Annotated in this window: 25 protein-coding genes; 9 read left to right on the forward strand and 16 right to left on the reverse strand. The window is 38.3% G+C overall.

Translation table 11 applies throughout. From position 1 onward, the window contains the following. Window positions 1-6 precede the first annotated feature (6 nt). From atoD to QUG14_RS15925, 4 genes are all read right to left on the reverse strand, one after another. The gene (gene atoD / locus QUG14_RS15910; RefSeq protein ID WP_289341495.1) at window positions 7-660 is read right to left on the reverse strand and encodes an acetate CoA-transferase subunit alpha; all 654 of its coding nucleotides are present in this window, start codon (window positions 658-660) and stop codon (window positions 7-9) included. A 119-nt stretch (window positions 661-779) separates the two neighbouring features. After that, complete coding sequence (locus tag QUG14_RS15915; protein ID WP_289341496.1) at window positions 780-2,405, reverse strand: ATP-binding protein; 1,626 nt, start codon at window positions 2,403-2,405, stop codon at window positions 780-782. A gap of 139 nt (window positions 2,406-2,544) precedes the next feature. Next, window positions 2,545-4,653, reverse strand: coding sequence for an MMPL family transporter (locus QUG14_RS15920; RefSeq protein WP_289341497.1), 2,109 nt, complete (start codon window positions 4,651-4,653; stop codon window positions 2,545-2,547). A 103-nt stretch (window positions 4,654-4,756) separates the two neighbouring features. Further along, window positions 4,757-5,329: a TetR/AcrR family transcriptional regulator gene (locus QUG14_RS15925; protein ID WP_289341498.1), complete on the reverse strand. Its 573-nt coding sequence runs from the start codon at window positions 5,327-5,329 to the stop codon at window positions 4,757-4,759. A 150-nt stretch (window positions 5,330-5,479) separates the two neighbouring features. Here QUG14_RS15925 and QUG14_RS15930 point away from each other — a divergent pair, with 150 nt between their 5' ends. Genes QUG14_RS15930 through QUG14_RS15940 form a run of 3 tightly spaced genes read left to right on the forward strand, consistent with a single transcriptional unit; the run spans window position 5,480 to window position 7,967 of the window. Further along, window positions 5,480-6,202, forward strand: coding sequence for an ABC transporter ATP-binding protein (locus tag QUG14_RS15930; RefSeq protein WP_289341499.1), 723 nt, complete (start codon window positions 5,480-5,482; stop codon window positions 6,200-6,202). Then, window positions 6,199-7,299 carry an ABC transporter permease gene (locus QUG14_RS15935; protein WP_289341500.1) on the forward strand — a complete coding sequence of 367 codons (1,101 nt, stop codon included), beginning with the start codon at window positions 6,199-6,201 and terminating at the stop codon, window positions 7,297-7,299. Before QUG14_RS15930 ends, QUG14_RS15935 begins: the two co-directional genes overlap by 4 nt. A 20-nt stretch (window positions 7,300-7,319) precedes the next feature. After that, entirely contained in the window at window positions 7,320-7,967 is a 648-nt protein-coding gene (locus QUG14_RS15940; protein WP_289341501.1) for a TetR/AcrR family transcriptional regulator, read from the forward strand. A gap of 54 nt (window positions 7,968-8,021) precedes the next feature. Here the strand turns inward: QUG14_RS15940 and QUG14_RS15945 are convergent, their stop codons facing one another. The 3 genes from QUG14_RS15945 to QUG14_RS15955 all read right to left on the reverse strand — a co-directional run bounded on the left by QUG14_RS15945 (window position 8,022) and on the right by QUG14_RS15955 (window position 10,990). Then, window positions 8,022-8,384: a VOC family protein gene (locus QUG14_RS15945; protein WP_289341502.1), complete on the reverse strand. Its 363-nt coding sequence runs from the start codon at window positions 8,382-8,384 to the stop codon at window positions 8,022-8,024. Window positions 8,385-8,434: 50 nt separating this feature from the next. Continuing rightward, the gene (locus QUG14_RS15950) at window positions 8,435-9,262 is read right to left on the reverse strand and encodes an AraC family transcriptional regulator (protein WP_289341503.1); all 828 of its coding nucleotides are present in this window, start codon (window positions 9,260-9,262) and stop codon (window positions 8,435-8,437) included. Window positions 9,263-9,607: 345 nt separating this feature from the next. Beyond that, window positions 9,608-10,990, reverse strand: coding sequence for an L-cystine transporter (locus QUG14_RS15955; protein WP_289341504.1), 1,383 nt, complete (start codon window positions 10,988-10,990; stop codon window positions 9,608-9,610). Window positions 10,991-11,172: 182 nt separating this feature from the next. Between QUG14_RS15955 and QUG14_RS15960 the strand changes: the two genes are divergently transcribed. After that, a complete protein-coding gene (locus QUG14_RS15960; RefSeq protein WP_289341505.1) occupies window positions 11,173-12,027 on the forward strand; it encodes a hypothetical protein in 855 nt (284 codons plus the stop codon). Window positions 12,028-12,110: 83 nt separating this feature from the next. Here the strand turns inward: QUG14_RS15960 and QUG14_RS15965 are convergent, their stop codons facing one another. From QUG14_RS15965 to QUG14_RS15990, 6 genes are all read right to left on the reverse strand, one after another. Continuing rightward, entirely contained in the window at window positions 12,111-12,524 is a 414-nt protein-coding gene (locus QUG14_RS15965) for a DUF1761 domain-containing protein (protein WP_289341506.1), read from the reverse strand. An 82-nt stretch (window positions 12,525-12,606) separates the two neighbouring features. Then, complete coding sequence (locus tag QUG14_RS15970; protein ID WP_289341507.1) at window positions 12,607-14,007, reverse strand: sensor histidine kinase; 1,401 nt, start codon at window positions 14,005-14,007, stop codon at window positions 12,607-12,609. Next, window positions 13,997-14,668, reverse strand: coding sequence for a response regulator transcription factor (locus tag QUG14_RS15975; protein ID WP_289341508.1), 672 nt, complete (start codon window positions 14,666-14,668; stop codon window positions 13,997-13,999). Before QUG14_RS15975 ends, QUG14_RS15970 begins: the two co-directional genes overlap by 11 nt. A 20-nt stretch (window positions 14,669-14,688) precedes the next feature. Next, on the reverse strand, window positions 14,689-15,405 hold the full coding sequence (locus QUG14_RS15980; protein ID WP_289341509.1) for a M50 family metallopeptidase: 717 nt from the start codon (window positions 15,403-15,405) through the stop codon (window positions 14,689-14,691). Window positions 15,406-15,485: 80 nt separating this feature from the next. Then, window positions 15,486-16,154, reverse strand: a complete 669-nt coding sequence (locus QUG14_RS15985) for a PspA/IM30 family protein (protein WP_289341510.1) — start codon at window positions 16,152-16,154, stop codon at window positions 15,486-15,488. A gap of 4 nt (window positions 16,155-16,158) precedes the next feature. Further along, window positions 16,159-16,569: a hypothetical protein gene (locus tag QUG14_RS15990; protein ID WP_289341511.1), complete on the reverse strand. Its 411-nt coding sequence runs from the start codon at window positions 16,567-16,569 to the stop codon at window positions 16,159-16,161. 200 nt (window positions 16,570-16,769) lie between these two features. On the opposite strand from QUG14_RS15990, the gene QUG14_RS15995 reads away from it, so the two are divergent. Next, a complete protein-coding gene (locus tag QUG14_RS15995) occupies window positions 16,770-17,966 on the forward strand; it encodes an MFS transporter (RefSeq protein ID WP_289341512.1) in 1,197 nt (398 codons plus the stop codon). A 36-nt stretch (window positions 17,967-18,002) separates the two neighbouring features. Here QUG14_RS15995 and QUG14_RS16000 read toward each other — a convergent pair whose 3' ends face one another. Beyond that, window positions 18,003-19,007: an HAAS signaling domain-containing protein gene (locus QUG14_RS16000; protein WP_289341513.1), complete on the reverse strand. Its 1,005-nt coding sequence runs from the start codon at window positions 19,005-19,007 to the stop codon at window positions 18,003-18,005. After that, the gene (locus tag QUG14_RS16005) at window positions 19,004-19,342 is read right to left on the reverse strand and encodes a PadR family transcriptional regulator (protein WP_289341514.1); all 339 of its coding nucleotides are present in this window, start codon (window positions 19,340-19,342) and stop codon (window positions 19,004-19,006) included. The genes QUG14_RS16000 and QUG14_RS16005 overlap by 4 nt, the downstream gene beginning before the upstream one ends. A 187-nt stretch (window positions 19,343-19,529) precedes the next feature. Between QUG14_RS16005 and QUG14_RS16010 the strand changes: the two genes are divergently transcribed. Then, the gene (locus QUG14_RS16010; RefSeq protein WP_289341515.1) at window positions 19,530-20,030 is read left to right on the forward strand and encodes a DinB family protein; all 501 of its coding nucleotides are present in this window, start codon (window positions 19,530-19,532) and stop codon (window positions 20,028-20,030) included. Window positions 20,031-20,093: 63 nt separating this feature from the next. On the opposite strand, the gene QUG14_RS16015 is transcribed toward QUG14_RS16010, so the two are convergent. Further along, window positions 20,094-21,191: an amidohydrolase gene (locus QUG14_RS16015; RefSeq protein ID WP_289341516.1), complete on the reverse strand. Its 1,098-nt coding sequence runs from the start codon at window positions 21,189-21,191 to the stop codon at window positions 20,094-20,096. A 298-nt stretch (window positions 21,192-21,489) separates the two neighbouring features. On the opposite strand from QUG14_RS16015, the gene QUG14_RS16020 reads away from it, so the two are divergent. From QUG14_RS16020 to QUG14_RS16030, 3 genes are all read left to right on the forward strand, one after another. Next, the gene (locus tag QUG14_RS16020; RefSeq protein ID WP_289341517.1) at window positions 21,490-22,026 is read left to right on the forward strand and encodes a ribonuclease H-like YkuK family protein; all 537 of its coding nucleotides are present in this window, start codon (window positions 21,490-21,492) and stop codon (window positions 22,024-22,026) included. Window positions 22,027-22,212: 186 nt separating this feature from the next. After that, window positions 22,213-23,541, forward strand: a complete 1,329-nt coding sequence (locus QUG14_RS16025) for a UDP-glucose dehydrogenase family protein (protein WP_289341518.1) — start codon at window positions 22,213-22,215, stop codon at window positions 23,539-23,541. Window positions 23,542-23,559: 18 nt separating this feature from the next. Next, window positions 23,560-24,087: a phosphatase PAP2 family protein gene (locus QUG14_RS16030; protein WP_289341519.1), complete on the forward strand. Its 528-nt coding sequence runs from the start codon at window positions 23,560-23,562 to the stop codon at window positions 24,085-24,087. Window positions 24,088-24,119 lie beyond the last annotated feature (32 nt).

Consider the following 24,119-nt stretch of genomic DNA (forward strand, 5'->3'; position numbering starts at 1 on the left):
TATTTACTACCTCCTGCGAACATAAATTTTATCTATCAGGATTCCTGGGGTCATAACCTCATCGGGATCAATTTCTCCTACCTCAACTAATTTCTCGACTTGGACGATAACATGGTCAGCGGCAAGCGCCATAAAAGGGTTGAAGTTACGTGCTGAGCGGTGATAAACCAAGTTACCAGATTTGTCCGCTTTATAGGCTTTAAGAAGAGCAACTTCTGCACGAAGTGGTTTTTCAAGCAAGTATTCCCGTCCATCGACCGTTAGCTTTTCTTTTCCTTCTTCTACAACGGTTCCGACACCAGTTGGAGTTAAAATCCCGCCAAGACCTGCTCCACCAGCACGAACGCGTTCAGCAAGTGTTCCCTGGGGAACGAGTTCAACCTCCATTTCACCAGCAATCATTTGCCGGCCAGTTTCTGGGTTCGTACCAATATGCGAAGCGATAACCTTTTTAACTCTATGATTTACAATTAAAGGTCCAACGCCGCTTTCGATGAAAGCGGTATCATTTGCGATCAATGTAATATCTTTCACATCTGCTTCAAGTAAAGCGGATACAAGATCTTCCGGTGTACCAACTCCCATAAAGCCACCTGCCATAATAGTCATGCCATTTTTAAAGAACGATTTAGCTTCATCCAAAGAAATAATTTTATTCACGTACCAGCACCTCCTGAAAAATAGGTGAGATTATTGCTCACACCTTACTTGAATGCAAGAATCATGCCAACAAAAAGAAAAAAGAACACTCTCCCTATAGGAAAGTGCCCTGAATTTTATTAATTTGCCAACGGTAATGTAATTTCAACCAATGTACCCTTTTGTGCTTTACTTTGGTAGGTAATACTTCCATGGTGTTGTTTGATAATTTTATTACAGATCATTAGTCCAAGACCAGTCCCTTTTTCCTTTAAACTATAAAAAGGTTCTCCTAATCGAGGCAGAAGTTCTTCTGGTATTCCACAGCCTTCATCTTGAACAGAAAGCACACATTCACTTTCATCCCTTTTTTGGAGATTGATATGGATATTTCCTCCCTCAGGCATTGCCTCGATTGCATTCTTTAGAATATTAAGGAATACCTGCTTTAATTGGTTCTTCTCTCCCGTTATAAAAAAGGAATAATCTTCCACACATAAGTTGAATTGAATATTCTCCATATGCGCTTGCGGTGAAAGCAGTTCAAGTGTATTCTCTACAAGTTCTCTTAAATTCGTGCGATGCAGTTGTACAGCCTGTGGTTTTCCTAGAGAAAGCATTTCACTCGTTATCGTTTCGATACGTGCAAGTTCACTTAGAAGCAAGTCATTTATTTCATCCGCTCCGTTTTCCCTTTTAAATAGCTGAATAAATCCCTTGATCGTTGTTAAGGGATTGCGGATTTCATGGGCAACTCCTGCGGCTAATTCCCCGACAATCGATAATTTTTCTGATTGCAGCAATATTTCTTCCGCCTTTTTACGCTCCGAAATATCCCGGCTAATAATGACTATATGCTCGATTTCACCATTTTCCCTTTTTACAGGGACACCTCGAGACTCAAATTCTATCCAATTACCATTCTTGTGAATAAGACGAAATTCAATTGACTTTGATTCTCCATTTTCAAACATCCTATCCAATGTACTTTTAAACATGTCAACATCATTAGAATGTATAAACCTGCATAATTTAACATCTTCTAGTTCAGAACACTGGTACCCTAAAACAATTTCATGCGAAGGAGAAAAGTATGAAAGCGTATGCTCCTTATCCATCACCATAATAAGGTCAGATGTATTCTCAGCAATTAACCTATATTTAGATTCACTCGCCTCAACCATCCTATACATATCAGACAATCTATTGTAAAGCCTATGCAGCTTAACATACGACTCAATCAATAATAGCCCTAAAATAACTCCTAATATCACAAATAAAAGATATTGGAAATGAAAGAATGGTTTATCTCTAAACACGTTGAAAATAATCGGTACATTAATAACATAAATGAGTATATAAGAACCAGATAAAATAATAGATTTCATTATTGGCGTAAATCTCTTTGTAAAATAATAAATAACTGTAAACCCAATCATTATAGCAACCCAACCGATAATAGCTGTGTCCCAGTGACCACTTGAGAACAATCTTGCAAGCAGCGAGAATAATCCAGTAATTATTCCAGCAAATGGACCCAAGTAGGCAAATATCAGAATAACTGGTGCATAACGGATATCATACGAATATCCTTGCTCCTGAAGGGATAGCATGACGAGAATAATTGAAACAATTCCTCCATAGACACCGATCCAAAGACGAGAATGTTTTATGGGCTTATAATTATAAAACGAGCGGATAACTAGAGGAGTACTAACTAAAAGTGAAAAAATTGAGAGATTGACAATATAATCTAATAGCAACAATGAATTCCCACCCAAAAAATCATACTTTTTCTCTCTATCATAAACCAGAATATTTACTATTACTATATGTAATTTTTTATTTTAAATGGGAGTTAAATCCAGAAAAGTACCAAAGATAGGCATCCTTGGTACTCTGCTTTTATTGTATATCCTTAACTGCTGCTGGTTTATCTTTTTCAAAGAAAATGATTAAAGCAGGTAATAAAATCCCTCGAATTAGGAACGTATCTAATAAAATACCTACTGCAACGATAAAGCCAAATACGAACAATAATTGGATTGGCTGAGTCATTAATACTGCAAAGGTAGCTGCAAGAATAATTCCTGCTGAAGAAATCACACCACCTGTAGTGGATACAGCAATTTCAACAGCTTCTTTCACGGAATGTTTTTTTCTTTCTTCCATAAACCTTGAAATTAAAATGATATTGTAATCAATGCCAAGAGCCACTAAAAAGACAAACGAGTAAAGTGGAACACGATTACTGATTGTATGGATATCAAAGAAAAGACTGCTTAAAAACATACCTAAACCAACCGCAGCAAGGAATGAAATTAAAATCGTTCCCATCATATAGATTGGCATCTTAAATGATTTGGTTAATACAATTAACATCGCGAAGATTAACAGTGATTCTAGTAAAACTATAACGATTAGGTCCCTATCGTTTGTGGCACGATCATCCACTTTCTTAGCCGTTTCCCCTGCAAAATGAAGTTCTCCGTCTAGATTACTCTCTGTTAACAACTTATCTGCATTGTCTCTCATTTTTTCCAGTGCATCCATGGTTTCCACTGCATAAGGGCTCTCTTTAAAAGTGAGACTATACTGGATTACCTTTTGATCTGTTGTTGTGCCGTTCGGACGGACATTGCTGACAAGATTTTGATCTGTAAGAGTTTCAAGTAATACTGCCTGTTGTTCAGGCGTTATCGCTTCTGTTGCTTCAAACAAAACAGTTGTTGCAGCTAAATCACCTTTTTCAAACTTTTCTTCTAATATTTCATAGCCAAGCCGTGAAGGCATATCCTTCGGGAACGACTTCATCGTATCAAATTCATATTTCAGATTCAGCATGTTTAAAGCAGATACAAGTAGAATCACTCCGATAACAGAAGCAGAAAGGACTGGTTTTTTCACAACAAAACGCCCAATCTTACTCCATACAGAACTCGATTTAACACCTTCTTCACCAACACGTGGAACCCTTGGCCAGAATGATTTTCTGCCGAACAAAGTAAATAGTGCAGGTACAAGCGTAATTGAAGCGAACATGATAACGAGCATTGCTGCAGCAAAAACCGGTGCAAAATTACGATAATCTCCAAACTCAGCGAAGAACAGGACGAGCATCGCTGCCAAAACGGTTCCTCCTGAGAAGAAAACAGGCAAACCAGTTTCTCTCATAGCATGTTTCATCGCAGCGTATTTGCTATCAAATTTCTTTAACTCCTCACGATAACGTGAAAAGACAAATAGGGAATAGTCTATGACTGCTGCAAACAAAAGAATGGTCATAATCGAAAAGGTTTGACTGCTGATCAACAACCCAGCCTTCCCCATCAAACCTAATATCTGATTCACTGCCTGGTAGACAAATGCTGCTGCAAACAGCGGGATTAATGCTAATAATGGGGAGCGGTAAATCACAATTAATAAGATTAGGATTAATCCTACAGTTGAAAATAACAAAACTAAATCAGCACGGGAAAAGAGATTAAGCGAATCTACTGCAATTCCTGCAGGACCGGTAGTATATAATATTAAGTCTGTATTCTTCTTAACAATTCCATCTATTTTCTCAAGCACTGTCCTTATTTGCTTTGACTCTAACTCTGATTCAAACGTTAGTGGAAGAATTAAAGTACTTTGATCTTCTGAGAAAAAACTAGCTGTCGCTTGTGGCGGCAATTTAGATAAAGGAACATATTCTTTTATTCCTTCTACTTGATCAAGTTTTTCCAATAATGGATTTAAATCTGATATTTCCACCTTATTGTCGTCAGATTGAAAAACCAATATTGCTGGTATTCCTTCATTATTTTTAAAATAGGTATCCACCTTTTCTTGAGCGATTATCGATTTTGCATCGGCAGGTATTGAATCAATACTTGATACCTCGTATTCCTTAGCACTTGGAGCGAGGACTGACAGCAATACGGTTACTAAAAGCCAGATTCCAAGCGTTATCCACATTCCCTTTTTTGAGGTAACTCGATCGGTCACGGACTGTAAGAATGAATTCATGTTTTTATCTCCTTCACTTTAATGTAAGTGACACCTGTGTAACTTTAATTAAAAAAATAATTGACACATTACACTTTCATTATCTTTGAAAGTGACACTTGTGTCAATTATATGTTATGAACATTCCTTGACTTATTATTTCTTTTATTGATTTAATCCACTCTGCCTTTGGAATCCCAAAATGATTAGGAATTGCTACAGTCTGAAGAATAAACCCAATTATTAATCCATCAGGAATATGTTGTTTTAATTTTCCTTCTTTCTTACCTTGCAGGATGAAGTTATGTAGAAATTTGTACATTTCTAAAGGCAGCTTTTCTAGTTTTCCTTTATTAATGGAAGCCTCCATTCTTTCGATAACTTGTTGTGCAGCCTTAATTAATTCATGTAAATCAGTCTTTTTAAAAATTAGGTCAATCAGGAATTCAAACTGTTCTTCAAATGCTTTAAGTTTTTCAATTTCCTTTAAATCATGAAGAAATTCTTCCATTTCGTAAATCATAAAGTCCGTAATAAGCTCTTCTTTATTCTCGTAGTATTTATATAAAGCAGCCCTCGATATTTCCATCCGATCTGCCAGAAGGCTGAAAGTAAACCCATCATAACCATGGAGCAAGAGCAGATGCTTAGCTTCATGAAATAACTCCACTGTATTAAATTTGCGTTCTCGTGCCATCTATTCACCCCCGAGTTACTATGTGCGAATAGTATAACATATTGACGAAAAATTTTTATAGATGTACACAGACGACGCCTATTGACCTTATCATGTCATTTGATATAATTGGAGTGAGTAATCACTCATTTTAGAGAGGGTTGATTAAGAATGTCATCAACGGTAGTTATTAATGACGTGAGCAAAAGCTTTGGAAAAAGGTTAGTCCTCAATCAAATCAACTTAACAGTGGAATCAGGAGAAATATTTGGACTAATCGGTCCTTCAGGATCAGGCAAAACAACCTTGGTAAAAATTATCGTCGGCATGGATTCGCCCAACCAAGGTGATGTCCAGGTATTAAATACTGCCGTTCCTAATTTGAAACTTTTACAGAGAATAGGCTATATGGCTCAGGCTGATGCTTTATACTCCGATTTAACAGGAGAAGAAAATCTTGCTTTCTTCGCTTCCCTTTTTAAACTTAAAAAAGAGGAACAAAAAAAGCGGATTGCCTATGCAGCACATTTAGTGAATCTAACAGATGATTTAAAAAAGAAGGTTCAAAATTATTCTGGGGGCATGAAGCGCCGGTTATCTCTGGCGGTTGCCTTGATACAGGATCCTGAAATCCTTATTTTAGATGAGCCCACTGTTGGAATAGATCCCGAATTAAGAAGGTCGATTTGGGCTGAGTTATATCGGTTAAAAAACGAAGGGAAAACGATTTTAGTGACGACCCATGTAATGGATGAAGCCGAAAAATGTGACCGGCTGGCTATGGTCCGAGATGGTGAAATCATCACAAGTGGTTCTCCTGCAGAATTAAAAAGTCGGTTTGGGATAACCAGTTTAGAAGAGGTATTTTTAACAGCAGGAGGTAAACAGCAATGAGTATCCTTGCCATGGTAAAACGAATATTCCATCAGATGTTACGTGATAAACGGGCTTTGGCATTGATGATGGTGGCTCCATTATTGATTCTTACACTTCTAAACTATCTTCTTGCTGGGAATACTGTCGACCCTAGGCTTGGTGTTATCGATGTGGATAACACGCTGGAAGAAAGATTAAAAGATAACGATATCATTGTTCTACAGGTGGAGGAAAACACAAAGGACATTTTACTTGATAAAGATTTAGACGGAATTCTTGAATTTAATGGGGAAGAAATTTCATTGACCCTTACAAACGACCAGCCTAATGCAGCAAAGGCCTTACAAATAAAGGTGCAACAGGCGATTGCTGCAGAAAAGGCTAAGGAGCAGGCAGCAAATCTTTCTACTTTTATGGAAAGTATTAAGAGTCTGGTTCCAGAAGTTCCAGTTATGATGGAGCAGGTGAAAGCACCTGAAGTAAAACCTTCTTATATTTATGGAAATAAAGACACCATCTTTTTTGATCAATTAAGCCCCATACTCGTTGGATTCTTTGTCTTCTTCTTTGTGTTCTTAATTTCGGGGATTGCTTTACTGAGGGAAAGAACAACGGGTACACTTGAACGATTATTGGCAACACCTATTCTTAGAAGAGATATTGTTTTTGGATATTTATTGGGATACGGTTTATTTGCAGTGATGCAAACGATTATAGTTGTTACCTATGCGGTAAAAGTATTGAATATCACGCTTGTAGGTTCATTTTGGAGTGTTGTGCTCATTAATTTAACACTTGCTTTAGTTGCGTTGTCACTTGGAATCCTTCTATCTGCATTCGCGAATTCAGAGTTTCAGATGATGCAATTTATTCCGATTGCGATTATCCCACAGGTCTTTTTTGCAGGTATCTTCCCGTTTGAGTCTATGGCTGGCTGGATGCAGGTTCTTGCTAAATGCATGCCAATGTATTATGGCGGCAGCGCCTTAGTGGACGTCATGTATAAAGGGTTAGGTTTGAGTGCTATTAGAAACGACCTTCTGGTATTATTGGGCTTTGCCCTTGTCTTCATTGTTTTAAATGTAGTAGCATTGAAGAAATATCGGAAGATTTAGTTGAACAAAAGGAGTTAGCTATGACTGAAGAAGAATTGATGCTGCAACAGTTATTTGATGAAGATAAATTAACAGATAAGCAGAAAAAGATCCTTGTAGCGGCAATTGAAACCTTCTCTGAAAAAGGCTATGCTGCTTCTTCAACAAGTGAAATCGCCAAAAAGGCAGGAGTAGCCGAGGGAACTATCTTTCGGCATTACAAAACGAAGAAGGAATTGTTGGTTTCCATTGTTGCCCCGCTGATGACAAAATTCATTGCCCCTTTAGTGGTAAAGGACTTTAATAAAGTGCTTGACCGGGAATTTGAATCAGTCGAGGATTTTCTGAGAGCAACGATAGAGAATAGAAGAGATCTACTTATTCGAATGCTCCCTGTGGTAAAAATCATGCTTCAGGAAATTCCTTTCCAGCCTGAAATGCGCGAACAGTTTTTTGAACTCGTTGTAGAAAATATCTTTGGTAGGGTTAAAACAGTCATCGTTAGCTATCAAGAAAAAGGGCAACTAATCGATATGCCTCCAGAAAGTATAGCCAGGTTAACGATTACCAATATACTTGGCTTCTTGATTTCCCGTTATATCCTCTTTCCACATTTAGACTGGGACGATGAGATTGAAATTGAGAGGACCATCCAGTTTATCATGCATGGTGTAGGAAAAAAGGATTAGTTAGTAAAGCAGCCCCCTCAATGAAAGGATTGAGGGGGCTGCTTTTTTTATGGTTTACCCTTTTAATAGAAACTCATTACCATCTTCATCATTGAACTGTACAAAGGTTCCCCATTGCATTTCTTGAGGCTCACCTTTGAAATTGACTCCATTAGCTTTCATCTTTTCATAACTTCCTTTTACATCTTCACAAGCAAAAACAATAGAGGCCATTCTGTTTTCGTGGCCCTGCATCATTGACTTAGGGTAGATAACTAGATGTGTCTGGGCATTTGCCGGAGCCACTTCAAGCCAGTATGCATTGGGTCCCATTGGATATTCCGCAAACACCTCAAACCCGACCTTGTTTGTCCAAAAATCCTTTGCCTTCTGCTGATCTTCCACATAAACCGCTACTGTTGCAACATTTGTAATCATTAATTATAGCCTCCTTTATTTCTCTCTTGTATATAATAACAAGCTCTTTGTTATTCTTCATGTAAAAAAACGACATCCTTCTGCCTTTTCTTAGACGCATTCATCATTTCCAACATCCATTTTTTATATTCATTTGGGGTGAGTCCAAATGATTCTTTAAACTCCTTTGAAAAATGAGCATAATCATAGTAGCCAAATTCAGTCATTACATCATGAAGATCAATCGCAGGATTGAAATAGATTCTTAAACGAACCTGATTAAATCTAGCAACCTTGCTTAGCTTTTTCGGAGATAGACCAGTTAATTCAACTGTTTTCCGCTCAAATTGTCTTTGTGAATAGTTACTTATACCTACAATCGTTTTAATATCCTGATGAATAGGATCATTATATAGATTCGCTAGTACCTCTATTAAGGCAATGTCTACAATTTCTGTTTGTTTATAGATACCTAGTATGTAATTTTTCAGTAATTCTAGTCCTTCTTCAAGTCCCAGTTCCAACAGTTCTTGATTAAGATTATCAACATCACTTTTAGGGAAAATAGTTGAGAGCGGTAAAAACTGATCCTTCAACCCTTTTACATCAATATTTGTTAGGCATTTTAGTCCCCATGGTTTTAAACGAACTCCGAATAAGCGAACATTTCCTTCTGCATTCAATTGATGGTAATGGGTTAAAGTTCCGATTAAAAATGCTGTTTCCATTGGAACTTTGTTAACTTCATACTTAGACCCAAAATGGAAAATTACTTCATAGTTTCCATCCGGCCAAAGTACTTCCCCATCAACTCCTCCATTATAGGTTCTATTCAAATACCAAAAGCACTGAACAAATGGCTCCAATTCGGGAGGAGGCTTTCTTTCTAAATACCTCATCTCTAAACACCCAATCCTTTCAAAACCCGCTATTCCCAACACCTCAAGACTATTTAATCAAACGTTTGATTAGTTTAGCAACCAATTTAATTAAACGTTTGATTAGTTTTCCCACCGGAGCCCTAATTTACAAGGAACAAAGGAACCCACTAATACCAATGGTTCTAATCCCTTTAATCAAACGTTTGATTAGTTTATCGTCCGATTTAATTAAACGTTTGATTAGTTTTTTTGCCCTAAAAAAAAACTGGATAGCCATAACGACTATCCAGCAAATTCTAAAGTGTCCATACCAGACGGACAGTGTCCACGAGTGGTGCCTGTCACCGATTTTATTATCACTTTTTATGCTTCAACAATATTTGGTTGTTGATATACTTCTTGCTCGAATTCTCCTGTTGCTTTGCTTGTTAGTACTCCGGATGTCATGGCTCCACTTACGTTTAGGGCTGTACGTCCCATGTCAATTAGTGGCTCTACTGAGATTAAAAGACCCACAATCGCAATTGGAAGGTTCATGACGGAAAGTACGATTAGTGCTGCGAATGTTGCTCCGCCGCCCACTCCTGCTACACCGAATGAACTAATAGCAACTACAAGAATTAATGAAATAATAAATCCTGGGCTAAGTGGGTCAATACCAGCTGCTGGTGCAACCATAACCGCTAACATCGCTGGATAAACCCCAGCACATCCGTTTTGACCGATTGTTAGTCCAAATGAACCTGCAAAGTTTGCAATTCCTTCAGAAACACCAAGGTCTTTCGTTTGTGTTTTAATCGTTAAAGGCAGTGTTCCTGCACTTGAACGAGAAGTGAAAGCAAATGTTAAAGTTGGTAAAGCCTTTTTAACAAAATTAACAGGGTTAATTTTTGCGATAGCTAATAATAGTAAATGTACGATAAATACTAGAATAAGTGCTACATAAGAAGCAATAACAAACTTACCTAATTTTACAATTGCGTCATAGTTACTTGTTGCTGCAACCTTTGTGATAATCGCTAAAATACCATATGGTGTTAAACGAAGGATTAACGTAACAACTCTCATCGTTACTGCGTATAGAGAATCAATTATTTTCGCAAAGAGTTCAGCATGTTCTGGATCTTTACGCTTAACGCCAAGGTAAGCAATTCCGATAAAAGCCGCAAAGATAACAACGGCAATCGTTGAAGTTGCACGAGCACCTGTTAAATCCGCAAATGGATTTGCTGGGAAAAACTCAAGAATTTGTTGTGGAATGGTCATAGATTCAACCGTAACAACTCTTTCCTCTAACGCAGCATTTCGTGCTGCTTCTTCTTCGCCCTCAGTCAGTTCGATACCATCAAGACCGAATCCTAATGATGTACCAATTCCGATTGCTGCAGAAATAGCAGTGGTTCCAAGTAAAATCCCAATTACTAGAACGCTGATTTTTCCGATATTCTTCGTTAATTTTAATTTTGTAAAAGCACCTACGATTGAAATGAATACTAGCGGCATAACCACCATTTGTAGTAACTTAACGTAACCTGATCCTACAATATTAAACCACGCGATTGACTCCGTTGTAACCTCAGAATCTGTACCATAAATTAAATGAATAATAAAACCAAAAATAAGACCTAAACCTAAACCAGTGAATACACGTTTTGAGAATGATACATGCTTCTTTGCCATCATACGTAAACCAACCATGAGCAAAAGCAATACTACAACATTCACAATAATAAGAAATGCATTCATCTTGTTCCCCCCTTATATAATATATATTTCTTCTTGCGTAATTTAGTCTATGAAAATATTATTATACATATTCCTATCAGTCAAGTCGGAATAATATGTTTTTTTATTCTAACAATTTGAATAAAATCTCTACTAAGATAAATACTACCTGCTAACAAAGAAATACAGAAGGAGATTTAAAAATGGAGTTTAATTCCTACTTGTATTTGGGATTAGCAATCTTAAGTATTCTTCTGTTAATTTATGTATATTTTAAAACAAGGAATACAAGGAGTTTATTGCTTTTTATCACCATGGTTGGTCTAGGATATCTCATCGAAGCTGTGATTTACAACTTTGGCCATAGCTATCAGTATTATCCTAAACTTATTAAGTACGATTCTTTTTACGATAGTAATATGGGGGCAATTGCCTCAAATGCATTGGCACTTCCCGCCGTCGCTACTTTTATTGCTGCTTTTCGTAAAAATTGGATATGGATATTATCTTTTATTAGCCTATTTGCCGGGATTGAATGGGCATTCTTGAAACTAAATATATATTCGCATAATTGGTGGAAGATTGGTTTTACATCCTTTGGACTACTTTTTTATTTTCCTATTGCAAAGTTGTTCCTTCAATTGCTCTCCAACCCATTAAAAGGGAAACTGCATTCTCTCTTTCTGTTTTTAAGTATAGGTCCCCTATCAGGGTCCCTTCACATCATACCAATAATGTTTTTCACAAGCAGATATTATGAACTTGACTGGTTTAACCATCGTTCCGAAGATACAACAGCGTTTAGTGCCATTTATTATATATGTGTCTGCGTTTTCTATGTATGGATAGCAAAACTCCATTGGAAGTATACATGGTTGAAATATTTACTAACCTTCCTTTTAATGCTCCTCGTCACAGTAGTCCTGAAAAAAACCGGAATTCTCCACAGCCTAGTCTGGTGGGATCCTTGGTATTATCTTTTGCTGCCAGTTGGATTATTAAAAATCACCATTATCCTAAGCAATCGGTTAACCATTGGTCCACCAAAAAAAGCCTGATCCCTTAATAAAGGATCAGGCTTTTTCCGTTGGTTACTGTCCACCTCAGGCGGAAAGTGTCCACGGGTGGTGACAGGCACCAGTTATCTCCACATTCCCAGTATTAACCCCATGATGGTGAAGGTGATTATATGATAGCCGGCGTTGATTAGGTATAGTTTTAGGGATTTTCTTTCGAATAGGTAGGTGATTCCCATTGCGGTTGCTACCCAGAAAAGTCCTGCCATTAGTCCGGCTGTTGCACCGAAGATAGCATCTCTTTCTGGACCAAGGAACATGACGAGCACAAAGGATATGATAAGAGATAGTATAAATGATCCCCCAAATATCATAGCCATATTGCTATTCTTTAATTTTTCTTCAGCATAGCCGTTTTCTTCCATCCAAGGCTTGGCGAATAATACGGAATACCAAAGACCTCCAATGACAAAAGCAGATAATGCTGCTACTAAAACTGCTAAATAATTAATAGATTGTATTGCTTGTTGAAAATCCACTTGCTTCCCCACCCCGATTATTGTTATCATACAATCAATTATAGGCAGGAAATTTCTACCTAATCAAGGTATACAAGCATTCTTACTGATTTAGTGGAATTCGAATCGTAAATTCTGTTCCTTTTCCTATTTCACTCGAAATGTTAATGGTCCCTTCATGTGTTTCAACGATCCATTTGGCTATGGAGAGTCCTAATCCATGTCCTCCCATTTGCCGTGTTCGGGATTTGTCTACTCGATAGAAACGCTCAAATATTTGATTGTGATCCTCTTTCTTTATTCCTATCCCCGTATCTTTAACCTTCATACAAAGAACATTGCCTTCCCTCGACAGTGTGAGCCATACCTCTCCATTGGTTGGTGTGTATTTAATAGCGTTGTCTAAAAGTATATATAGCAGTTGAGATAATCTTTGCGAGTCTCCGATTGCAAAAAGAGAAGCAGGAGCATCTAAATGGAGCCTAATTTGCTTTGAGTCTGCCAATGGTTGGACAGATTCCATTGCCTTCTCAGCATGAGGAAGAAAGTCAAACGTCTCCGTTCTTCGTTCAATGATCGTTGAATCCGAGCGTGCTAGCGTTAACAAGTCACTTACCAAGTTTGTCATCCGTTTCACTTCCTGCCTCATATTGGAAAGCAGTTTACCGGCAAATTCCTCTTTTTTCGTATCAATCGTCATATCAATCGCATCTAGAGACGATAACAGTACGCTTAAAGGCGTTCGCAATTCATGCGATGCATCAGCGACAAACTCTCGCTGCCTAGCAAAAGCCCTGCTAATCGGAATCATCGCTTTTTTGGACATAGTTGCGCTAATGAATAGTGCCACACCTACAAACACAATGCCAATTACTATTAGGATGATCAATAGCCAGTGGAAAAGCTGATAGGCAAAGGAAACGTCCTTACCAATAAATAATCTGCCTACAAAACGCCCATTATCGTATATTGACTGGCTGGCAATCATTAAGGTGATATCTCTCTCAGGCTCACGCTGGAAAAATTCACCCGGTTTTCTCCTTCCCCTTTCCGTGCCTTCAACATGAAGTTTTTCCTTAAGAATCTCCCCATCATCCAAGCCGTTTCGATTCAAAATCCCCAACAAAGCAGATCGAATTCGCTGATCTGCTTCATTGCCCATAATCAATTCTCCATTTGAATTCACCACATAATAAAAAAGCTGATTCACTCCTGCAAACACTACCTCTTGATTTTGAATCCCGCGGAAATCACTTTTTTCATTTGTTGCTAGATATTCCTCGAGAAAACCTGCTTCTTGCTCTACTAAAGATTCAAGTTCAGCCTCCTGATTCCTCAGAATACTAAAATAAAGCACGGAATAAACAATCATAATAAAGAGGATGAGAAATAACATAAGCAATCCACTGTAAATACGGGTAAGCCTTCCTTGGGTACTTTTAAAAACATCCTTCTCACCAAGGTTTGTTACTAAACGGAAGAATGAAATCAGGTTAGTTTTCAAGCTTATAACCTACCCCTCTTACACTTTGAATCAACTCTTGTTTCCCTGCTTTATCTAACTTTTTTCGGATGAGTTTCACCGTTGCGTCAATCGTCTTAAGGGCAACATCAGAATCCAGCCCCCATATTCTTTCAAGAATAACTTCACGCGGGATTACTTGTCCCTTATTTTGGACTAATAAATCTAGTAGCTGATACTCCCTAGGACTTAACTGGATTTCCTCGCTCCCGAATCGAACAAAATGACCATTTCGATTCAGAACCAGATCGTGTAACTTGATTTCCTCTTCTAAAATAGGTGCATAATTACGTCGTGCAAGGGCTCGCAACCGTGCCTGCAATTCTCCAATTTCAAATGGCTTTACAAGATAATCATCGGCTCCGGAATCCAAACCCTCAATCCGGTCCTCCACTGTGTCCTTTGCCGTCAACATCAGAATGGCTCCTGGATACCCTTGTTTCCGTAACCTGCGGCAGACATCTACTCCATCTCCATTTGGCATCATCCAATCCAGGATTAAGACATCATAATGGGCATTGGAAGCGTAATAATACGCATCTTCTCCTTCCATCACCCACTCCAGCTTGTATCCACTTTTTGTTAGCATATATACAATTAATTCACCTAGCTGCGAATCATCTTCTGCTAATAAGATTTTCATGATTTCGAAACTCCTTTTAATCAGGTGATAAATTTCTCCATAATCTGGATGATCTCCAATAACTCAAATCTTATCATAGCCAGCTTTAAATTAAGAACTTTGATAAAAATAAAATAAGTTGCATAGAGTGATTGACCTAATAGGGCAATACCACAAATAACAGCCGGAATCCTCGCTATTTTTGCTAAAGCTCCCGATTTCTCCCCAGTCTTAAAACTTTGTCGTATTACTTGGATAGCATTTATGATAGCTTGAATAAGTATAAGTGAGGATAAAAAGATACTAATATGCATAATCGCTAATTCATTTCTGAAATACAGTGGTAAGGCTAACAGAATGACAAATGATAACGCCCATAAAACTCCAAAAGGATTGCGAATCCAAAGTAGAATAGAGATCACCAATAGACCGATAAAGAAATAAATAATGAAATGAAACTTATTAAAGGATAGTAAGTAAAATAACCCCATTGCTAGTAACAATGTACTCGTATACCCAATATAAACAATCATAACCTTCTGGATTTTTGAATGGACGATGCTTGTTGTCTCACCTGAGCCGTTTTTGTACAATTTTATTTTATTCGATTTTCCTTCTCTTGTAACAACAATGGCTAGGACATGAATAATCTTTTCTATTAGTGTATTACATAGGGAAAAATAAACTCTAAACATAGGCAGCCTGCTAATCGCTAATGCTGCCGCCAAATATAATAGTATGAGACTTGTCGTACTCACATTGAATTCTCCTTTTTCCATTTATATAAAGAAAAAGAAGCACCAATCCTACAAAGAGTGCTTCCTTTCTCTCGTTATCCTTACAGAGTTACTTTTTCACGCTTTAGTTTTTCAAGTTCCTTTTCGAGTTCTTCATCCCTTACATAGTTTTGAAAAGTTGCATCATGCTGCGCTAAAGGGCTGGAGAACTGACTGCCTGCTTGCACCTGTGCCTCCATTAACATAATTCTTTCTTCCGCACGTGCAACTCCTCTAGCAATGTTATCTGTTTGGAAGGAAACGGTCGCCTTTTGAATTTGCTTAATCGATTGAGCCACATTTGCCCGAGAAGCTAATAAAATCTTCTTATGCTGCAATTCATTATAGGTTTCCTTCAACTGATTCAATTTTTCTACTAAGATTTGAGTCTGTTCTTTAATCGCCTCAAATTGCTGCTGATAAAGGTTAAATTGCTTTTCATGAAGTAGTTTTTCCTGAACCGCTAATTTCGCGATTGTATCCTCCTCTTGTTCAATCGCTAGCTTAGCTTGACGAGTTCTTTTGGCTATCAACTCTTCGGTTTCTAGCAATAAAGCTGCTTGTTTTTTCTCAACAAGGTATTGTTGTGCTAATGCTTTTTGACCTTTCAGAATTTCCTGCTCCAATTCACGAGAATATTCATTTAACATTGCAATTGGATCTTCCATCCCATCTAATAATCCATTAATCTCAGCCTTCGTAATTGTTTTTACCCTTTTAAAAATACCCATTTCATTATTCTCCTTTTTTTGTTATATTTTTTTCCCACTTGTCTAACAAACTTGCATTATGATTGATGACTGGAATATGTGAACCTGTTACAGGTGTTTCAATGAACTGTTGCATCGCAGACTTTTTTGCTTTCTTTCTAATCCATCTCACGATTAGAACTAGGACAGCTAGTCCAATTATGAGAAATGCTAGAAGTCCAAGCCAAGAAAAGTCTCCGCCGTGATGAGGACCATTCATAAATTGGTGATGTCCCATACCACCATGATGACGTCTTCCTTCTGGACGAAAGCCATTAACGATCGCAACAGGTTTGCTATGAAGGCCTCCTAAAAGATGTAGGACAATGTTAATCCCGAGCACAACAGAAGTGACAACTACACCCCAGAAAATTGCTAGTTTTACTTTCGTATTCATACTATCTTTCCTCCTTTCGTTCTTGATAGTTTGAAGTTTATAGGACAACGGTGAAAACTCGGTGAAAGGAAGCATGTTAAAAAAAACTTTTTCATTTGTTCCACTCACGAATGAAAAAGAAGTTATTCTATTCTATTAACTATTAGATTATGATAGTGTTTGAATGGAAATTAAATTAACGGACTGAGAGGCTAATGCCTATGTGGAATAACAGAAATGTTTGGATTATTTTAACGGGAGAATTTATCGCTGGCCTTGGTTTATGGCTTGGGATTATTGGAAATTTAGAATTCATGCAGGAAAAGATACCTTCTGATTTCTTAAAATCACTGCTTATGGCTTCTGGACTTGTTGCGGGAATTGCAGTCGGTCCGTATGCAGGCAGAATTACAGATCAAAAGAGCAAGAAAACCGTTATGCTTTGGTCTGGATTATTACGTACAGTCAGTGTCATTTTCATGCTTATCGCAATAGCAACTGGTTCGGTTTGGTGGATGCTTGTCTTTTTTGTTTCGATTCAGATTTCTGCTGCCTTCTACTTTCCGGCTCTTCAAGCAGCGATTCCTCTTATAGTTAAAGATAAGGATTTGCTACAACTCAATGGAGTGCACATGAATGTATCTACCCTTTCACGGATTATCGGTACCGCTGTTGCAGGGATACTCTTGGTACTCCTTCCTTTATCCATGCTCTATATTGGCTCGCTTGTTGCCTACCTTGGATTACTTATTCTAACTTGGTTCCTCAATTTTGAGGAAAATTCGGAGAGATCGTCTTCTAAGAAAGGTACCCTTGGAAAAACTAGTTTTAAAGATGTATTGCCAGTAATCAAGGGGCTGCCGATTGTTTTTATGACCCTATTAATGACCCTTGTTCCCCTTTTGTTTCTCGGCGGTTTCAATCTATTAGTCATTAATATTAGTGAATTACAAGATAGTTCCGCAATAAAAGGATATATTTACGCTGCAGAAGGAGTTTCCTTTATGATAGGAGCCTTTTTTATTAAAAAAATCAGCGACAATTTCACACCTTACAAGATTTTATTTGGCAGCTCGCTCCTAGTTGGTTTATCCCAAATTATGCTTTATTTTGCGGATGTATTTGTCGTAACCATAGCTGCATTTCTTGTATTTGGTTTTTCTGTTGGCTGCTTTTTTCCAACGGCATCGACGATTTTTCAAACAAAAGTGCCAAAGGATTTTCACGGAAGATTTTTCTCTTTCCGCAACATGCTTGATCGGATTGGATTTCAAGTCGTTCTGCTTTTGACTGGATTCCTCCTAGATTTTATTGGTCTGCAGTTAATGTGTGTCCTTTATGGGGTACTTGGCATTGTGACCACTTTTGTTTTTTATGTAAAAAACAAACAAATGCTTACCGCTAATCAGGAGAATTAACAAGGGCACCATCCATATTTGGATGATGCCTTTTTTTTAATGGAAGTTTTTCAAAATAGCCTTTCTGAATCCTTGGTAACTATCGATTGCTGCGAATAAAAGGAACGTAAATATGGCTCCCCCGTAAATCCAAGTGTCAATATCACCAGTAATACTGAATAAGTCAGTCATATACGTAACAAACGCTGGATTAAACAACTGATTGTTACTGATGATGACGATAAATACAATCGAAGATACACCATGCATAACCATGTTAAGTGCTGCAACTTTCTTATTCCATTGGCCTTTAAGCAATTTATAGGATGCTACAGCCATCTCCAAACCAATTACAATGACCACCAATGGCCAGTAAGACAACAGAACCTCTTGATTAAAAGTTGGCATTACAAACTCGAGACCATTGCTACCCTTTTCATAGACTCCTAGAAGACTAGCGGCATTGAAATAAACACTTGCCCAGATAGCAGTCCAAAGCAAGCCAAGAAACACTTCCACCTTTGATATAGCCTTCTCCTTTGGAATGTAAGGAAGATTATTTAAGTCATCTGGCGTCCACTCTTTAAAACATGGTGTTAATGGAGTTTGACTATTCTTATGGTCTGTTCGTTCGATTATAGCAAACACAACTGTTAACCAGAAAAACACTTGAATACCAGTGCTCACGATTCCCCAAATTCCCAAACCTATTGAGTCTAATAGTACATTTAAAATGGCTTGCTCTCCAGAATAGGAAATAATTGTATTTGCTATCATTGAAATCAGGGAAATTACTGCGGCTATGGGGAGAATTAATTTTAAAAGATTGAGATAGATATCAAAGTAACGAGGACCAATTAAATGCATGGGGCGATCTAGGTATCCGCTGGCCAGGATAGCAGGATTCCCCATTTTTTCAAGGACAGACTTAACCTCTTCCTCCGTGTAATCATCTGGAAGCATATCCCCGATTGTCGAGCGCAGTTCGAGTGCAATATCCTCTCTATTTTTTTCAGGGAGCCTGCGAGTAACCTCTTGAATATAAAGGTCAATCATTCTCATCCATTTTCATCTCCTTTTATTAGTTGGGAAAGTTCCTGAGAAGTCTTTTCCCATTCTTTCTTTAATTGTTGGTAGATTTCTATTCCATATGGTGTTAATACATAATACCTGCGTGGTCTGCTTTCCGTTGTATCCCAGTTGCTTGTAACTAACTCTTGCTTTTCCAGTCGGCGAAGCAAAGGATATAGTGTACTCTGCTCGATCGTGATCCCACACTGCTCTAATCGTTGGACAAGAGAATATCCATATTGCTGAGTTCGCAACTGGCTTAACACTGCTAATGTCAATGTCCCTCTCCTTAGTTCTGTCGTTAAAGAGTTTAATAAGGTACTCATCCATTCACCTCCGTTGTCGTTTTTGCTGTACGTCATACACTATGCTCTATACTATGCATCATACACCATTGTTGTTCGCATAACATTTAACAATCGATATTAATTTTTTATTGCAGTATTACAAGGAATATTTTTTAGGAAGGTGAATATAAACAGTATTGAATGTTCATTTGAGGAGTGGTTGACCATGAGTGTAGATGTAGTCGAGAATTTAACTGAAACAAGGAATAGGTTGTTACAGGAGATTTCTGGCTTAAGCGATGAACAGCTGAATAGAAAGCCTGACCAGGGTACATGGAGTATTGCTCAGGTGTGTCATCATTTGTACTTATCCGAAAGTGTCTTTACACAAGCAATCATTTACGGATTGAATAAAAGCAACGAAAGAAAGGCAGAACGACAGCCTGTTCAACTGGCAGTTGACCGTACCCAGAAGGCAAACGCACCCGATATCGTTGTGCCTGGTAATGACCCCTTGGATTCTCAGCAGATTAAAGAACTCTTAAATAATTCAAGAAACCAATTTTTTGAGTTTTACAATCATCTTGAAGACAAGTCCATCCTAGCCGAAAAATCCACCAAGCATCCACTCTTTGGTTACACACCTTTAGACCAATGGGTTGATTTGATCTATCTCCATGAAGAGCGGCATATTGAGCAAATCAAGGAAATTAAATCTTTGCTATAAAAATAATGGTGCCTGTCACCAATAATTGGTAACAGGCACCGTAAAGTTAATTCCTTTTCTTCTTTAAGCTCTTAGCAGCGTTTCCGCAAGTATTCGTGCCCCAACGTCAAGGGCAGATTGGTTAAAAGTCATTTTAGGATGATGTAATCCCGGCTGAAGATTTGCCCCCACACCAATCATCGTCGCTTTTAAGTTTGGATTCTTAATAGTGTAAAAATGAAAATCATCACTGCCAGACGTAATGACAGGCGGTGCAAGTGCCTCAGGGCCAGCAATATTCAGAATCGCTTCTTCTGCTATTGCTTCTGCATCTTCAGAAACTTCAGCACCTGGAGTAAAATCACTCCATTTCCACTCAATATTTACACCGTAAAGATCCTTTAGGCTGTTCATACCGTGATCAATTTGGTCCTTAAGTTTTTCTAAAACTTCATTTTTCTGCGCCCGGACATCGATTGCAAATTCCGCAGAACCCGGGATAATGTTTAAGCTCTCACCGCCAGCAATAACTTTTGTAAGTTTCGCCGAATAGGCTTCAAACGGTGATAGATAAATAGACTTGATGAACTGGTGCAGCCCAACAATCACGTCCAGCGCATTCTTGCCCTGGTGCGGCCTGGCGCCGTGCGCGTCTTCACCAAGTACTTTTCCTTCTAGAAAGATAGCTGCTCCGTGATGAATGGAGGCTGAAACTCGTCCCATAGGAAGCTCTTCTATCGGACGAAGGTGAATCCCGAATAAGTGGCTCACATTATCAATGGCCCCCTTTTCTATCATCGCAAGTGAACCGTTTCCTTTTTCCTCCGCCGGCTGGAAAATAAAACGCAGCCTTTTCGTGAGACGCTGATCCTTCAAGTAAAGTAATGCTCCAAGTACCATAGAGATAATTGCATCATGACCACAAGAGTGGTTCCCCTGCCAGACTCCATCCACCTCTTGCCATAAAGCATCCATTTCCGCTCGAACACCGATAACTTCGTCCCCATCCCCTATTTCTGCGATAAGCCCAGTGACATCAGAAAAAGTACGGTATGTAACACCAAAATTATCTAAAATATTTGCAATCGTTTGGGTCGTTCGAAACTCCTTCCAACTAACCTCCGGATTAGCATGGAAATCCTCAAACCAATTCAGAATCTGTTTTTCAAAATCTGCAATCAATTACAACACCCCTATCCCCAAAAAACTAATATACAAATAGTACAACAACAAAGCCTGTCCTTACAATTAATTTTAGTAGATAGTAGTACTGACATTATTCTTCACAATCATTTACAAAAAATTAACCTCCGTTCTTACTGAACACAGAAAACCTTATTAGATCGTGTTTCACTCGTTGTGGACAACTTTGTGTGCTGCCTGTCCCTTTTCATCTGCACAAGAATAATTTTTATTCCATAAAATAATATTAAGAATTGTAAGAGTAATTATTAAAGAAAGGAAAGATGTGGTGTATTAAATGAAAAATTATCAGGTTTTTGATTATTCATTTCAAAATCTTCGCGAAAAAAGCATGTCGTTTGAACAGGTTTTCGAACACATTGTCAAATTCATGAATTTAGCACCCAGTGGAAATTATCGGTTAATGGTTGGAACGGATTCGCAGGTTCATAAACGACATACCATTTTTATTACGGGAATTGTCATTCAAAATCAGGGTAAAGGCGCTTGGGCGTGCATTAGGAAGATTATCATCCCAAGAAAAATGACACACCTGCATGAGAGGATTTCTTTTGAGCTCTCATTAACAGAGGACATTGTTGCTTTATTTACGGAGGAAAGAAAGACTCGCTTGATCAATATCGTCCTTCCCTTTGTCTATCAAGGGGCAACGTTCACCATGGAAGGTCATATTGATATCGGAGCCGGTAAACGCAACAAAACGAGAGAGTTTGTAAAAGAAATGGTCGCTCGTATGGAATCCATGGGAGTCGAGCCAAAGATTAAACCAAATGCCTTCGTTGCATCAAGCTATGCCAACCGATACACAAAATAGGGACCTGAGCCATGTTGCGTTCACTATAAACGCACCAGGGCTCAGGTCTTTACTTTTTTTTAGCGAGGACAAGCGGGAATCCCCTTCAAACTATACAAAGTCTTAACACTCTTTTAACACCAGGTTAAGAAAAGATTCTAATTTTTCAGATAAGATTAAACAAACGATATTATTTGGAGGGTTATAATGAGGATTACAGTTGCAGGGGCAGGAAACGTTGGATTGGTTACAGCCGTTTGTTTGGCTGAAACAGGGCATCATGTAACCTGTTTAGATACTCACAAAGAAAAAATAGAAATGCTAGAACAAGGACACAGTCCCTTCTATGAACCCGGGCTGGAACCTTTATTAGAAAAGAATCTCGCCAACGGGAATCTCTGTTTTACAGCAAACCCAAATCACGCCTATTCTGAGGCTGAAATCATTGTTATTGCAGTTGGAACTCCTGAAAAAAGAGATGGTTCGATAGACTTATCTTATGTTTACGCAGCTGCTTACCACATTGCTAACACGATAAAAAATGATGTTATAGTCTGTATTAAAAGCACTGTACCCGCCGGAACAAACGATATTATCAAGCAAATTTTCTATCATAGCAAGCCACGTCACCTCAAAATTGATGTTGTATCGAATCCGGAATTCCTACGCGAAGGTTCGGCGATAATGGATTTCTTTTTAGGCGATCGGATCGTAATTGGCACCGATAGCCCTGAAGCAGCATCGATTATGGAACAGCTCTACCTTCCATTAAAGATTCCGATACTATTCACTGATATTCGGAGCGCTGAAATGATTAAATATGCCTCCAACGCCTTTCTTGCAACAAAAATAAGTTTTATTAATGAGATTGCCAATCTTTGTGAAAAGGTTGGCGCAAATATTGAGGAAGTCTCTTATGGGATGGGAATGGATAAACGAATTGGAACTTCTTATCTTCAGGCTGGAATTGGCTATGGAGGTTCATGCTTTCCAAAGGACACAAAGGCACTCGTTCAATTGGCAGGAAATGTCCACCATCCCTTTGAACTGCTTGAGTCCGTCATTAGGGTAAATCAGCGTCAGCACTCCCTTTTAGTGGCGAAGGCAAAAGAAATAGCTGGATCATTAAAGGGGAAAAAAGCTGCCGTGCTTGGGCTTGCTTTTAAACCAGAAACGGATGATATCCGGGAAGCTGTCTCCTTAACTATTATTAAAGAATTACTTGAAGAAGGTTCAATCATCATGGCATATGACCCGATTGCGGTACCAAAAGCAGAGAAGCTACTAGGTAAATCAATTGAATACACAACCAATATTCGTGAAGCGCTTAAAGGTGCTGACTTTGCTGTCATTGCAACTGAGTGGGACCAAATAAAGCATCTTCCATTGAATACTTACGTTGACTATATGAAGGAACCGATTGTTTTGGATGGCCGAAATTGCTATTCCCTTAAGGATATTCAGCGATACTCGATTACCTACGTCTCAATTGGGAGACCGAGTATTGAAAATGTAGAGCGTGCCCAACAACATTAAATAAAGGGAGACACAGTCATGATGAGAAAAATCCAATCCTTATATCAATTTGAATGCAGAGTTTTTCTAGAGATTAATAGCCATTTTGATAAAAGGATTATGAATCTGTTTTTCCGCACGATTACTCAAATTGGCGGTGCTCTCTTTATCAGTGCTACAACACTATTACTCATCCTCTTTACATCAAATCAAACCAGACTTACAGCCATTTCAAGTGCTGCTGCCTTGGCTCTAAGTCATATACCTGTTCAACTGGCTAAAAAGCTTTTCCCGCGAAAAAGACCCTATCTACAAATTGAAACAACTAAAATCTTACCAAATCCTTTGAAAGATCATTCTTTTCCATCTGGCCATACAACAGCTGTTTTCTCAGTTATTGTTCCATTTTTGCTTCAAACACCCTCTTTGGCTGCCGTTCTCATTCCTTTAGGGCTTAGCGTAGGCATTTCGAGAATCTATCTAGGTCTTCATTATCCTTCAGATGTTATTGCAGGAGGAATTCTTGGTGGAAGTTTCGGCAGTCTCTGTTTTTATTTCTTATCCTAGAAATGGTTCGTACTTCACCCAACAGGAGGGAT

Origin of the sequence: Neobacillus sp. CF12 (assembly GCF_030348765.1) — a bacterium.
Classification (GTDB): Bacteria; Bacillota; Bacilli; order Bacillales; family Cytobacillaceae; genus Neobacillus.